Consider the following 13,158-nt stretch of genomic DNA (forward strand, 5'->3'; position numbering starts at 1 on the left):
AAGGAGCGGACATGGTTCGCAACCGGCCACCATAAGGTGAGGTAAGGCAGAACGCTCGAAGCCATACGGGGTTTCGGACCGAGGCTCCGCGCGCGATGTAGACGAATTTGATCCGGAAGCGCGATAAATCACATCCCGTTTGTCGCGGGGTTTATCGCTGTGGAGTGGCTTTGCTGCAGGAAGATAGTAGATGTTGGGTCGAGGACATACAAAACCCTACTCGTATATTCTTTTTATCCCTGTGGAAGCGCCGACACCGTGATTACTCGTGGATTGCCCAACGGCCCACGGCTTATCTCGACAGCCGCTGAGTATCGATCTCGGCGACCGCCGGTACGTGCTGATTCCGATGGCGCGCCGGGCGCTCGCGGTGTGCGCCGACGCGACCGCGATGACCTGAAGCGCCTCTAGCAACGCGGCGGCATTCGCGCCTTTAGCGCCCCCCCTGTCTCGCGAACGAACTGATCGTGCGCGCGAGTGCAGTTGGGTATTGATACATCATTGCATGTCCTCCGGCATCCACGACGAGCAAACGGGCGTTCGGTAGCAACTTCTTTAGCGCTTCAGCATTCGACTGGAGCACAACGCTATCGTCATTGCCGCTCATGACCAGCGCCGGAATGTGCACGTTGCGCAGCGCGTCGGCCGCTTTGTCATTCGTTTCCCAGTCGCGCAGCGCTTCGGATTGTCCGGCGGTGACCGCGGCGGGTACCCGGTGCCTGGCGTAATCCGTCGGCATGAACATGTCCTGTTTGAAGCAGCGTGAGGCCTCGTCGACGTCCGCAGTGGGAAACAGTACACCCATCACGTCGCGCAGCGTAACGCCAGGTTTGCCGGACAATATCGCGTCCACCTGCGGCGATATCGGCGTACCGGAACTGCCCGGAGCCGGCGCGCTGAGCAGCACCATCTTGCCAATCGAAGCAGGTGAGTCGATTGCGAGCTGCTGAACGATTGCGCCGCCCATCGACCAGCCGGCTACCGTCGGCTGCTGCAGGTGCAGCGTGTCGATCAGTGCCGCAGTATCTCGCGCCATGTCATCGATGGAGAACGTGCTTGCGTTTGGCTCCGTGCGGCCCAAGCCGCGATTGTCGAAGACGATCACATCGTGCTGTTTTGCGAGCTCGGTGAGAAAGGTCGAATCCCATTCGGTCAGCGTCGCGCGAAAGCCGGTCACCAGCACGAGCGGGGTGCCATTGCCCAGCCTGTAATAGCCGATCTGACCGCGCGGCGTATCGGCGATCTGCTCGCGAGCCAAAGCTGCAATCCCGGTTTGTGAGTTGGCCATCTTGCACATGGGTTCCGCTGGATAGTGTTCGGTTTCGGCGTGCGCTGAGAGTGCGACGAGTCCGCAAAGCGATACGATAAGTTCGGTGGAAATTTTTCGATGAATATTCATAGGATCACTTTGCATGTAAGAAGATGAATCGAGCGGTTCGATCAACCGGAGACGATTCTAACCACCGTCAAATGAGGCGCGGGTTAAATCCTGCGACAGTGAGTGCGACGCAATAGCACGATATGCGAACGTCAAGGCTGCGACGTCATTTTGTAGGCGATGATGGGATTCGGTGGCAATGAAAGCAGGGCCGTTCGTACAGCCCCATCGCCGGCTCGCCTCGATATACGCGAAACGGCGCGGCGACGCTCGCTTGAGTGCGCGTGAGGAGGGGCCGTGGAATGCATATTTGCCGCTCACAATATGTTATCGACCAGACAACGCATTGCGATCACTGCATCTGCCACAACCCGCGATACTTAGGTATAGCCACTCGATACCTGTCCGGCATTGCGATCCTGCTCCGTACAGCATTAAATGGCGGAGGACAATGCGATCAACGTGCCACGGGGCAAGTGCATCGATTTTGCATAAGAGAGGATCGGTCGCCAGGTTTGAGAAGTCGCGAATCATGTGCATGACGTCGTTAAGGTTATGCAATACCTGACGCACGCGGTGGCCGATGTGCCTGGGTTCGTTTGATGATGGATAAAACCGATGGTGTGTCGACGGTCCGCGTAAGAACCGCGGCTCTAGGTTCGATCAGGTGTTCGATGCCACCGTCGACCTTGTGAGGCATCCAAAGAAAGACGTATGAATATCCTGCATATCGATTGCAGTCCGCGACCTGGTTCGCATAGCCGAGAGCTGTCGGCGGCGCTCGTTGAAAAGCTGCTCACATTCTTCCCCGGCGCGGATATTAGCCGCCGGGATCTGGGATCCGAACCGATACCCCATACCGGCGCCGCCTATGCCGCCGCACTCGCGACGCCGGCGTCGCTGGCCGCAGCGGGTCGATCGGCCGACTCGGTGCTTCTGGCCGAACAACTCATTCAGGAAATTGAGCATTCCAATGTTGTTGTCATCGGCACACCGATGAACAACTTCACTGTGCCGTCCGTCCTGAAGGCATGGATCGATCAGATCCTGCGTGTCGGTCGCACGATGAAGTCGACGCCAGCCGGCAAGGTTGGAATGCTTAAGGATCGCCCGGTATTTGTCGGTATCGCTTCGGGCGGCGTGTTTGCTGGCGATCGAGCCAATCAACCGGATTTTCTTAGACCGTATCTAACCGCCGTACTCGGCTGCATCGGTCTCAATTCAGTCCATTACCTGCCTTTGCAGGCCACAGCCTTCATCGATGAGGCTCGCGCAATCGAAGCTCGCCGCTCGCTCATAGCGACGGTTGAACCCGTGATGGCCAGCCTTGCGCGAAGTGTTGGTTGAGCATTGGTAAAAGCCGGTAACTTGCAATGAAGACTACGATCTCTGGCAGAAATGCGCGCGCACAAGCGGAAAAGCATTCCGTCGACGAAGAGCATAAGGAAAGCAACATGAAACAGTCCCCGCAGATTGGCGACAAGATCAGTGACAAATCGGCGCCGCCCGATGAGCGCACTGTCCGAGACTGGATCGGTCCGGAAGCGTTCGAGCATTGGGCGGAGCTCGAGAGCTGGATAGACGCGTCTTACCCCGGTGTTTTCGAGCCAGATTGGCTCTTTGGTGGCAAGAAACGCGGATGGTCGCTGCGCTACAAAAAAACTAAGGCGTTCTGCACCCTTATACCGGCGTACAGACTGTTTTCGGTTCTGGTGGTGTTGGGGAAAGCGGAGAGAGAGAAGTTTGATGAGCGGCGTTATGTCTGGAGCCCACAGTTGGTGAAGCTCTACGATGATGCTCGAGCATACCCCGACGGGAAATGGTTGACTGTTGCGATCTCATCTGTAGATGACCGGCGTGAGGTGATGGAGCTTGTGAGTATGAAGCGCCCTCCGCTATCACGAAGCTGAGTGTCGATAAAGTCCTGAGCAGTTCAACTGCAAGGTTGGTGCGTTGTTGCGCTTTAAATGCAACTAACGGTCTAGCGCGAGATGGCGCTCGAGGTGGCGCGGCAGAGCGGGCGGCGCGATGTCAACCGGCACAGGATGCCGCGCCAGCAAAGGCGCGGCAGGGCGGAAGCGAATAGTACGTTCAGCGATTGCCGTCAAGCAGGTCGCCGAGTAATGCGTCGAATTCGGCCTGAGCGTTTTCGAGCTCTTCCAGCGCGGCATCGAAGGTCTGCAGCGCAATCTGCGAAGGCTTGCCGCTGCCGTTGGGCGGATAGTGCGACTGCAATCCGGCGAATGCCGTTTGCACCTGCTTCATCGCATTGAGCGTGCGCTCCATTGCGCGTGTCTCTTCGGCTCGAGCCTGTTCGGGGGTCATGGATGCTCCGGTAAAAATAAGGCGGCGCTGCGTCGCACACTATGCCATCCGTTATACGGACAATGAAAGCATGCGTTGCCTGATGCGCATTCAGTTTGTTTCAGAGAAGCGGCAAGCCGCTGTGCGGCTTGACCTCGCGCAGCGAAAGCGCGGATTCTACCGACGTGACACCCGGCAGTGCGCGCAATTCGTCGCGCATAAAGGTGCCGTAGTCGTCGAGATCGCGCGCGACGATTTGCAGCACGTAGTCGGCCGAGCCGGCTACGTTGTGGCACGACACGATGCGGGGAATAGCCTGAATTTCGCGCTCGAAGCGCGTGGCGAGCGTCTTGTCGTGCACCGCGAAGCGCACGTAGACGAAGGCATAGACGCCGAGGCCCAGCGCTGGACGCGACAGCACGGCGCGGTAGCGGCTGATGTAGCCGTCGCTTTCGAGCCGCTTGAGGCGCCGGGCGCAGGGTGTCTCGCTCAGGCCGACGGTTTCGGCGAGACGTGCGTTCGACATGCGGCCATCGGACTGCAGTGCGGACAGCATCGCGAGGTCGATTTTGTCGAGCTTTTCCATGGTTGGGGGAAAGTCACGGAGAATTGGGCTTGCTTGGTGGAATTCGACAATATTCTGTCTGATGCGGCGTCATTACGCCAGCATTCCCTCATTACGCGCGGGCAACATGGAGTCTCTGACAAACGAGGCAAACATGATTTCCGCTCATCTGCTGATTCTGTACATCGCTGCGCTGGCAGCGGTCTGTGCGCTGCCTGGCCCGGATATGGCGCTGGTGCTGCAAACGACGATCGCGCGCGGCACGCGCCGTGGGTTCGCGGCGGCGGCCGGTCTCGCGCTGGCGCGCGCGACGCACGTGACGTTGTCCGCATGCGGCGTCGCGGCGCTGCTGCACAATGCGCCGTGGCTGTATCACGGCGTGCGTATCGGCGGCGCGATTTATCTGGTGTGGGTGGCGGTGCAGATTTTCCGTTCGCCGGCGTTTGCAATAGCGAGCGGTAGCGCGAGCGCGGCGCCGCCCCGGCCACTGCGGACCGACTTCTTCAAAGGCCTCTTTACCAATCTGCTGAACCCGAAGGCGCTGCTGTTCTGTTCGGTACTGATGCCGCAGTTCGTTACGCCGGAAGCGGGCGCGGTGTGGTCGCAGGTGATCGAACTCGGTGTTGTACTGGTTGTCGTGTGTGCGTGCTTCGACGTGGTCTATACGTTGGGCGCCGCGCGCGTCTCGACATGGGTGCGCGCCCATCCGCTCGCGCAGACGGTGCAACGGTGGGCGTTCTCGAGTGCGCTGGTAGCCTTTGCGCTGCGGCTGTCGCTCGACTGAGAAGCCGCGTCTCCAGAGGGCCTTCGGGGAGATCTTCAAGGATTTCCCCGATGATGCCGTCACTTCTTGAGTGTTGCCACGCGACGTGGCGTGTCGTCGATGATCTTGCGGCGATGCTTGTCTTTCATCTTCTTCCAGCTCTTGCATTCGTCGCGCGTGCGCATGCATCCGACGCAAAAGCCGGTCTTGCTGTCGAACTTGCAGATGTCGATGCAGGGAGATTTGACGCTCATGGAATCTTGCGTGGCAAAAGAGTGGAAGGGAAGTGCTGGGCCGACTTTCGCATGGCCTCGCAGCCCGCGGCAAAGTGATTGTCTTAATAAAGGCGATAGACTCTGCGGCCACGGCGCCGATCGGCCTTTGCCTGTGTCTTTGGCCGTCGCACGTCGCATTCCTGATCCGTTTTGATTTCAATCCATGAAGACCCTGTTGCTTTATATCGTTACTGCCGTGGCCGAAATCCTTGGCTGCTATCTGCCCTGGCGCTGGTTGAAAGACGGTGGCTCCGCGTGGCTGCTGGTGCCCGGCGCGTTTAGCCTCGCGCTGTTTGCGTGGCTGCTGACGTTTCATGGCGCCGCAGCGGGTCGCGTCTATGCCGCATACGGCGGCGTGTATGTGGCTGTTGCGATCGTCTGGCTGTGGAGCGTCGAGCAGGTGCGGCCGACCGTCTGGGATTTGACGGGGGCCGTACTGACGCTGGCCGGAATGAGCGTGATCGCATTTCAGCCGCGCGGTTAAAGGCAGCCGGTGCGCCGCGCGATCGCGGCGCACCGGCCCGCTTTGGACTCGACTTTTGCCTTTGCCTTTGCCTCGATCCCGGCGTTGGCGTGGGCGTACGCCTTAGCCGTGGTCCGGCCGGCCCAGATAATCCATCTTGCCGATCTCAACCCCGTTGTGCCGCAGGATGTTGTACGTAGTTGCGCTGTGGAAGTAGAAGTTCGGCATCACGAACGAGAACAGGTAATCGGCGCCTTTGAACTCGATCGGGCCGGTGCGCAGCTTGATCGTGACCGTGCGGTTCTCGCTGCCGTCGATCTGCGTGGCATTGAACTCCTTCAGGTAGACGATCGTGCGCTGCACGCGGGCGATCAGTTCGTCGAACGTGACTTCGACATCTTCAAACTTCGGCGCTTCCACGCCGGCCAGCCGGGCTACGCAGCCCTTGGCCATATCCGTTGCGATATGCACCTGACGCGCGAGCGGCAGCATGTCCGGAAACAGCCGGTTGTTGGTGAGCACCAGCGGATCGATCTGCTTCTCTGCGGCATGCGCCTGGCCTTTGCCAAGTATTGCCTGCAAGTTCGTGAGCCCGCGCACCAGCGTGGGTACCGATGCCTGATACATCGAAATGGTCATGAGACTTCTCCGTGAATTTTTATCTTGCGTGCGAACCGGCAACGTGCGCGTTGCATGCGCAAGGACAGCGCTTTCGAAGCCGCGGCAGAATCATAGCGCGTGATCCGAACTCCCAACAATTGGCCGATCGGCCGACTGTCGTGCATACCGGAACTGTGTTGCAATCGTTTTGTCGGACAGATGGTGTGATCTCTGGAACGAAGCCGGCATGCGGGGTGCGAGACAAGCGCCCATGCGCGTGCGCGTCATGTGCAAACGCGCGGTCACGAGCCGCGCATGGAGGAGAGTCGATACCATGGCCATGCATCCATTACCAGGAAGTGAGCGAGCCGTTGTCGAGGGTTCGACGTTCGTCGGGGGTTGCGACCCGGCGGAAAGCATCGAAGTCGTGGTTCTGCTGCGGCGCCGGGACGAACAGCAGTTCGAACAACTGGTGCGGAGGATCGAAACGGGCGCCCCTGGTGCGACGCCGATTTCGCGCGAAGAACTGGAGCAGCGCTTCGGCGCCGCGCCGGCGGACATCGCCAGGCTGAAAGACTTCGCCGCGCAGCACGGCCTCACTGTGGTGCGCGACGACGAGGCCGCACGCCGCGTCGTGCTGAACGGCACGGTCGCACAGTTTCAGGCGGCATTCGCGGTCGAACTGCAGCACTTCGAGCATCATTCGATGGGCGCCTGGCGCGGCCGCAGCGGCGCAATCAGCGTGCCCGACAGTCTGCACGGCATCGTTACCGCGGTACTTGGGCTCGATAATCGTCCGCAAGCGCGGCCGCACTTTCGCATCCGGCCGCCGTTCAGGCCGGCACGCGCGCAGCCGGCGGTCTCGTTCACGCCATTGCAGCTCGCTTCGCTGTACCGCTTTCCGCAAGGAGATGGCGGCGGCGAATGTATCGCGATCGTCGAGCTTGGCGGCGGTTATCGCACGGCCGATCTGAACGCCTATTTTTCGAGTCTGGGCGTGAAGGCGCCGAAGGTCGTCGCGGTCGGTGTCGACGGGGCAGAAAATGCACCGACTGGCGACCCGAACGGCCCGGACGGCGAGGTTACGCTCGATATCGAGGTTGCCGGTGCAATTGCACCGGGGGCGACACTCGCTGTGTATTTCACACCGAACAGCGACGCCGGGTTTATCGATGCCGTCAGTCAGGCGGTGCACGACAAGACGCACAAACCCTCGGTCATTTCGATCAGTTGGGGCGCACCGGAGTCGACGTGGACCGCGCAGTCGATGCAGGCTTTCAACGACGTGTTGCAGTCCGCGATGGCGGTCGGCATTACCGTCTGCGCGGCGTCGGGCGACAGTGGGTCGAGCGATGGCGCTGGCGGCGGCGAACACGTCGATTTTCCCGCGTCGAGTCCGTACGTGCTCGCGTGCGGCGGCACGCGCGTCGAGGTGTCGGGGCAGTCCATCGCGCGCGAAGTTGTCTGGAACGATGGTGCGGACGGCGGTGCGACGGGCGGTGGCGTGAGCGGCGCATTCGGCACGCCCGCGTGGCAGGAAGGACTCGCGGCCGTCACCTCACGCGGCGCCAAAGTGGCGCTTGCCGGGCGCGGCGTGCCCGATGTGGCGGGCGATGCCTCGCCGGCAACCGGCTACGACGTAGTGATCGGCGGCGCCAATACGGTGGTCGGTGGCACCAGCGCGGTGGCGCCGCTGTGGGCCGCGCTGATCGCACGCATCAATGCCGCCAAAGGGCGGCCGGCGGGGTTTGTCAACGCGAAGCTGTACAAGGCGGCGGGCGTGTGCAACGACGTCACCCAGGGTAACAACGGTGGTTATGCGGCGGCGCCGGGCTGGGACGCGTGCACGGGTCTGGGCAGCCCCGACGGCATGAAAGTGGCGGCGGCCCTGTAGCAAAGCCACCGCCAGCGGGTTTGAATTCTGCATAGACGTTGCACGGATGGCCGCGACGCACTGAGCCGACGCACTGAGCCGACGCACTCAGTCGACGCACTGAGCCCGGCGATGAATACGACACCGCGTCACGCATCGCGCGTGCACGCATTTTCATGGAGCGATCATGGCAAACAACGAATCGGCTTCCGACGATCTGCACTCGTCCCATGCGGCTTCGGCCGGCGCGGCGTCCAGCGGCGCGAGCGTGCCGCATCGTGCGGGCGACGTGCCGTTTTTCGACCCGCTCGCGTACGGCAATGGCCCCGACGACTCGGTAACGGATTCAACCGAAAACGCCGCGATCACGAAACATTCGATCACGATCGGTGGCGAGAAAATCGCCTACACGGCCACCGCGGGCCATCTGGTCACAGTCGACCCGAGCAGTTCGCAGCCGGACGCAAAGATGTTCTACGTCGCGTTTACACAGGACGGCCAGAAAGAAGAAACGCGTCCGCTCACGTTCTTCTATAACGGCGGGCCGGGCTCGTCGTCGGTGTTCGTGCTGCTCGGTTCATTCGCGCCACGACGCATCAAGACGTCGATGCCGAACTTCACGCCGCCCGCGCCATATCAGATGGAAGACAATCCGGACAGCCTGCTTGACAAGAGTGATCTCGTGTTCGTCAATCCGGTCGGTACCGGCTATTCGGCTGCGATCGCGCCGCGCAAGAATCGCGACTTCTGGGGTGTCGATGAAGACGCAGACTCGCTCAAGCAGTTCATCAAGCGCTATCTGACGAAGAACAACCGCTGGAATTCGCCGAAATTCCTGTTCGGCGAGTCATACGGCACCGCGCGGAGTTGCGTGCTAGCTTACCGGCTGCACGAGGATGGCGTCGACCTGAACGGCATCACGCTGCAATCGTCGATTCTCGACTATGCGCAGTCCGGCAACCCGGTCGGCGCGCTGCCGACGGCGGCGGCCGATGCATGGTTTCACAAGAAACTGGGCGTCGCGCCCAGGCCCGCCGATCTCGGCACATTCGCCGAGGAGGTCGCACAGTTCGCACGTACTGACTACCTCGACGCGTTGCGCAAGTTCCCGACCACCGACGACGCAACCGTCGAGAAGCTGTCCGATTACACCGGCATCGACAAGACCACGCTGCTTGCGTGGAGCCTCGATATCGCGTCTTACGACAGCCGCGGCAACTCGCTGTTCCTGACCACACTGCTGAAGTCGAAGGGCCTCGCGCTCGGTTCATACGATGGGCGCGTGACCGCACTCGAAACCGGCATTGCGGGGCAGATCGATCCCAATTCCGGCGGCAACGATCCGACCATGACCGCGGTCACGGGCGTCTACACGACGATGTGGAACACGTACCTGAACGAGCAGTTGAAGTTCACGTCGAACTCGTCGTTCACCGATCTTAACGATCAGGCGTTCCAGAACTGGAACTTCGGCCACATCGACCCGACTGGCGCGCAAAAAGGCAAAGATGCGCAGGGCAACGTCATGCTTTATACCGCGGGCGACCTCGCCGCGGTGATGGCGCTGAACGTTGATCTGAAAGTGCTGTCCGCAAACGGTTTTTATGATTTCGTCACGCCGTTTTACCAGACCATCATCGATCTGCAACGGATGCCGCTCGTCAGCGAGGAGGTGCGCAAAAATCTTTCCGCGCGTTTTTATCCGTCCGGACATATGGTCTATCTCGACGGCGGCTCGCGCACGGCGTTGAAGGCAGATCTTGCGGCCATGTACGACGCGGCGGTCGTGAACCGGGAGGCGCTGGGCCGTATTCGCGCGCTGCAGGCACGCAGGGCGAACCCCGCGCAATAGCGCGCTGTTACGCCGGGTGCTGAAACATGGAGCGGGTTGCAAATGCGTCGTGAGCATGTGCCGGCCCGCATCCGGACCCACGCGCGGTTCTAACGTGCAGGTCCTCGTGCAGGTCCTCGTGCAGGTCCTCGTGCAGGTCCTCGTGCAGGTCCTCGTGCAGGTCCTCGTGCAGGTCCTCGTGCAGGTCCTCGTGCAGGTCCTCCTGCAGGTCCTCCTGCAGGTCCTCCTGCAGGTCCTCCTGCAGGTCCTCCTGCAGGTCCTCCTGCAGGTCCGTTCGCAGTGCTGTCGGCAATTTCAGTTTCGTACCTGTGGCACATGACATATCGCGCATCGGGCATCAACAAAGCTTCATCCGGAACCCCATGTCGGGCGCTGCCGTGAAGGTTGCGCAAGCATCGAATTCGCAGTGCCTCGGTCGAGTGTGTTTTAATTGGCCTGCGAATTGACCCTTCCGCGCCGGCCCAACGCGCGTTGACCCATGAACGAAGGCAATGCAGACAGGCGCGGCAACGCGCATCGAAACAACGCAGTTGAGTTATCTGATCCCCTGGTGGACTGGCTCGCGTCGCGCTTCGCGCGCCCGTCCAGAGCCGCACACATACGGCGGCTCCGATACCGTGCGCGTCACGGCATGCTTGCCGTGCTGTACCTGTGGGCTGCGGTGCAAGCCGGAGCCGCGCGTGCACAAGACGCGTCGATGCTGGACGAGCGCGTCACGCAGAACTCGGTGGCCGACACGATCTGCAAGCCCGGGTATGCAGACACCGTGTCGCCGTCGATGGACAAATTGCTGGAACGCAAGAACCAGCTACTTGCCCAGCGCGGCATCGGTTTGGAAGACGGCCCGGGCTATGCACTGGACCGGCGCGTGCCAGTTGTCCTTGGCGGTTCGCCCGATGCGCCCGGCAACCTCGACTTGCTGCCATGGGGCGGGCATCGTGGTGAGCGCCGCAAGGAGTTGCTCACGGCGAAGCTGAAGCGCTGCGTCTGCACCGGCAAGATGAGCCTGTCAGAAGCACAGGCCGCGATCGCAGGCGACTGGCCCGCGCAATACGCGCGGCTGCGCCACCACTCGTGCGACGACGGCAACGCTGGCAACGCGAGTATGACGACCGATAGCGACGACGGCTCATGACGCACCGGTGCGCCGTCGCACCGGAACAATCTTGCGCATCTCGAATATGTCGAGCCTCTGGAGAATGAATATGACCCGATCCTCACGATGTGTGCTTGCCACCGCGCTCAGCATTTCGCTGTGCGGTGCAGCGGCTGCGGCGCCGGCCGCCCCGCTCAACTGCAAGCACGGCAACGCTTTGCAGATTCGTGGCGATGCACCGGCTGCGATCAGCTACGATGTGTTCAGCCAGCTACATCCGCTGTCCGCGAAGCGACTTGCATTGTTCCAGGACGCGGGCACGGTGCAGCGCCTGCCCGACGGGCTGAACGTCTGCGAGGTCGCAGACGATGGCGTCGACGATCCGTCGGCGGTGCTGGTGCGTGCGCCGCGCGACCGGATGTCGTGGTGGGTCAGCGCAGACCACGTCGTAGCGGCCGACTGACGGTTGCACCCGGAAGTGCCGTACGGAGCGCGATGTCGCGCACCGCGCAGGGCGTCTCTGGCTATCATCAAGCACTGCTGCACCGCGCCGACGACACCGGCACGGCGCACGCAGCCTGAAGGTATTCGACTTGCCGCCGGCTGTGGCTGGTGCGTGGCCGGCGTTACTCCGTGGGGCGCGTATGAACCTGATCGTCTGGAATATTCCTGAAACCTGCTCTGAGCAGCAGGTGCGCGAGTTTCTCGAGCACGAGCTCGGTCACTATGCGAAGCACGTCACCGTGTTCGACCAGGGCACCTCGAATGCGTACGCGCAAGTCGAACTGAATGCGGACACGCCCTACGTCGGCGATGTCATCGCGCAGCAGGTGCACGGCAAGATGCTGTGCGGTATTGCGCTGCAGGCGAGCGCGGCACCGTTTGACGAAAGGCCGGCGCCGCCGCGCAAATAAGCGGCGTGTGTCGCATCTGACGCGTACGAGACGTCACGAGATACGTATCGTACGCAGCGCGCCTTGGCGCATCAGGCGCGGCCGCTTGCGCTCACGCGTCTTCCGGCGGCACCTGGTCGAACGGCGTATAGGGCAGCGCACGCTTGTGCTTCGTCGCATCGTAAAAGCGATACACCGTGCGGTACACGTCGTCGCCAACCGGTTTGCCTTCGAGAAAATCGTCGATATCGTCGTAACGGATCCCGTACGCGTCTTCGTCCGGCCGTTGCGGGCGCAACATTTCGAGGTCGGCGGTCGGCACCTTGTGTGCGACCGCTTCGGTGGCGCCCAGCGCCAGCGCGACGGCGCGCACCCGGCGCTTGTTCAGCCCGGCAAGCGGCAGGACGTCCGCGCCGCCGTCGCCGAATTTCGTGAAGAAGCCCATCACCGATTCAGCCGCGTGATCTGTGCCGATCACTACGCCGCGCCGCGCGCTTGCGGCCGCATATTGCGCGATCATCCGCGCCCGCGCCTTGATGTTGCCGTGGACGAAATCCTGTTGCGCTGCGTCGGCAAAGCTCAGTCCGCTTGCGCTTAGCGCTGCGAGCATCGCGTCGGCGGCGGGCTTCACGTCGACGGTAAGCAACTCGTCCGCGCGAATGAACGCGAGCGACTGCTGCGCGTCCGCCTCGTCGTGCTGGGTGCCGTAAGGCAGCCGCATCGCGACGAAACGCGCGTCGTATTGCGCGGCACGCAGCCGCTCGACGGCCAGTTGCGCGAGCCGCCCCGCGGTGGTCGAATCGACGCCTCCGCTGATGCCGAGCACGTAGGTCGACAGGCCGCTCGCCCGCAGGTAGTGAGCCAGAAAGCCGACGCGCCGTTCGATTTCCTGAGCGGCGTCGAACTGTGCGGCCATGTGCAGTTCCCGCGCGATGCGCCGCTGGCGGGCGGCGAAGTCGTCATCAGCGGACATATCGAATCTCCTCGATGAAAATGGTTGGTGGCGTAGCCGTCTTATAGAGCGGCGCGTCAGTGAGCACGAACATGAGCCTGATGAGCCTGCGCATTGTGCGGCGTTTTAGGTAGTCTGGTTTAA

16 protein-coding genes are annotated in these 13,158 nt (G+C 61.7%); 9 read left to right on the plus strand and 7 right to left on the minus strand.

Features of this window, described 5'->3' with window-relative positions; all coding sequences use genetic code 11:
* Positions 1-433 precede the first annotated feature (433 nt).
* Positions 434-1,444, minus strand: a complete 1,011-nt coding sequence (locus tag ACYVNQ_RS22630; RefSeq protein ID WP_460904913.1) for an alpha/beta fold hydrolase — start codon at positions 1,442-1,444, stop codon at positions 434-436.
* Positions 1,445-2,092: 648 nt separating this feature from the next.
* Here ACYVNQ_RS22630 and ACYVNQ_RS22635 point away from each other — a divergent pair.
* On the plus strand, positions 2,093-2,725 hold the full coding sequence (locus tag ACYVNQ_RS22635; protein ID WP_460904914.1) for an FMN-dependent NADH-azoreductase: 633 nt from the start codon (positions 2,093-2,095) through the stop codon (positions 2,723-2,725).
* 107 nt (positions 2,726-2,832) lie between these two features.
* Entirely contained in the window at positions 2,833-3,288 is a 456-nt protein-coding gene (locus ACYVNQ_RS22640) for a DUF3788 domain-containing protein (RefSeq protein WP_460904991.1), read from the plus strand.
* A 181-nt stretch (positions 3,289-3,469) separates the two neighbouring features.
* On the opposite strand, the gene ACYVNQ_RS22645 is transcribed toward ACYVNQ_RS22640, so the two are convergent.
* Together ACYVNQ_RS22645 and ACYVNQ_RS22650 are read right to left on the minus strand one after the other, a co-directional pair.
* The gene (locus tag ACYVNQ_RS22645) at positions 3,470-3,703 is read right to left on the minus strand and encodes a hypothetical protein (RefSeq protein WP_460904915.1); all 234 of its coding nucleotides are present in this window, start codon (positions 3,701-3,703) and stop codon (positions 3,470-3,472) included.
* Between the two features lie 100 nt (positions 3,704-3,803).
* Positions 3,804-4,268, minus strand: coding sequence for an Lrp/AsnC family transcriptional regulator (locus tag ACYVNQ_RS22650; protein ID WP_460904916.1), 465 nt, complete (start codon positions 4,266-4,268; stop codon positions 3,804-3,806).
* 133 nt (positions 4,269-4,401) lie between these two features.
* On the opposite strand from ACYVNQ_RS22650, the gene ACYVNQ_RS22655 reads away from it, so the two are divergent.
* Positions 4,402-5,031 (plus strand): LysE family translocator, encoded by a 630-nt coding sequence (locus ACYVNQ_RS22655; protein WP_460904917.1) that lies wholly within the window; start codon positions 4,402-4,404, stop codon positions 5,029-5,031.
* A gap of 59 nt (positions 5,032-5,090) precedes the next feature.
* On the opposite strand, the gene ACYVNQ_RS22660 is transcribed toward ACYVNQ_RS22655, so the two are convergent.
* On the minus strand, positions 5,091-5,264 hold the full coding sequence (locus ACYVNQ_RS22660) for a DUF1289 domain-containing protein (protein ID WP_460904918.1): 174 nt from the start codon (positions 5,262-5,264) through the stop codon (positions 5,091-5,093).
* A 184-nt stretch (positions 5,265-5,448) separates the two neighbouring features.
* On the opposite strand from ACYVNQ_RS22660, the gene ACYVNQ_RS22665 reads away from it, so the two are divergent.
* The gene (locus tag ACYVNQ_RS22665; protein WP_460904919.1) at positions 5,449-5,769 is read left to right on the plus strand and encodes a YnfA family protein; all 321 of its coding nucleotides are present in this window, start codon (positions 5,449-5,451) and stop codon (positions 5,767-5,769) included.
* 102 nt (positions 5,770-5,871) lie between these two features.
* On the opposite strand, the gene ACYVNQ_RS22670 is transcribed toward ACYVNQ_RS22665, so the two are convergent.
* Complete coding sequence (locus ACYVNQ_RS22670) at positions 5,872-6,387, minus strand: DUF1993 domain-containing protein (RefSeq protein ID WP_460904920.1); 516 nt, start codon at positions 6,385-6,387, stop codon at positions 5,872-5,874.
* A gap of 295 nt (positions 6,388-6,682) precedes the next feature.
* Here ACYVNQ_RS22670 and ACYVNQ_RS22675 point away from each other — a divergent pair, with 295 nt between their 5' ends.
* Complete coding sequence (locus tag ACYVNQ_RS22675) at positions 6,683-8,242, plus strand: S53 family peptidase (RefSeq protein WP_460904921.1); 1,560 nt, start codon at positions 6,683-6,685, stop codon at positions 8,240-8,242.
* A gap of 166 nt (positions 8,243-8,408) precedes the next feature.
* On the plus strand, positions 8,409-10,073 hold the full coding sequence (locus tag ACYVNQ_RS22680) for a S10 family peptidase (protein ID WP_460904922.1): 1,665 nt from the start codon (positions 8,409-8,411) through the stop codon (positions 10,071-10,073).
* 7 nt (positions 10,074-10,080) lie between these two features.
* Here the strand turns inward: ACYVNQ_RS22680 and ACYVNQ_RS22685 are convergent, their stop codons facing one another.
* Entirely contained in the window at positions 10,081-10,365 is a 285-nt protein-coding gene (locus ACYVNQ_RS22685; RefSeq protein WP_460904923.1) for a hypothetical protein, read from the minus strand.
* A 339-nt stretch (positions 10,366-10,704) separates the two neighbouring features.
* Between ACYVNQ_RS22685 and ACYVNQ_RS22690 the strand changes: the two genes are divergently transcribed.
* From ACYVNQ_RS22690 to ACYVNQ_RS22700, 3 genes are all read left to right on the plus strand, one after another.
* A complete protein-coding gene (locus tag ACYVNQ_RS22690) occupies positions 10,705-11,208 on the plus strand; it encodes a hypothetical protein (protein WP_460904924.1) in 504 nt (167 codons plus the stop codon).
* Between the two features lie 70 nt (positions 11,209-11,278).
* On the plus strand, positions 11,279-11,632 hold the full coding sequence (locus tag ACYVNQ_RS22695; RefSeq protein WP_460904925.1) for a hypothetical protein: 354 nt from the start codon (positions 11,279-11,281) through the stop codon (positions 11,630-11,632).
* A 181-nt stretch (positions 11,633-11,813) separates the two neighbouring features.
* Positions 11,814-12,083, plus strand: a complete 270-nt coding sequence (locus tag ACYVNQ_RS22700) for an RNA-binding protein (protein WP_460904926.1) — start codon at positions 11,814-11,816, stop codon at positions 12,081-12,083.
* Between the two features lie 91 nt (positions 12,084-12,174).
* Here the strand turns inward: ACYVNQ_RS22700 and nadE are convergent, their stop codons facing one another.
* On the minus strand, positions 12,175-13,035 hold the full coding sequence (gene nadE / locus ACYVNQ_RS22705) for an ammonia-dependent NAD(+) synthetase (RefSeq protein WP_460904927.1): 861 nt from the start codon (positions 13,033-13,035) through the stop codon (positions 12,175-12,177).
* Positions 13,036-13,158: the final 123 nt, after the last annotated feature.

Source organism: Paraburkholderia jirisanensis (assembly GCF_054782355.1).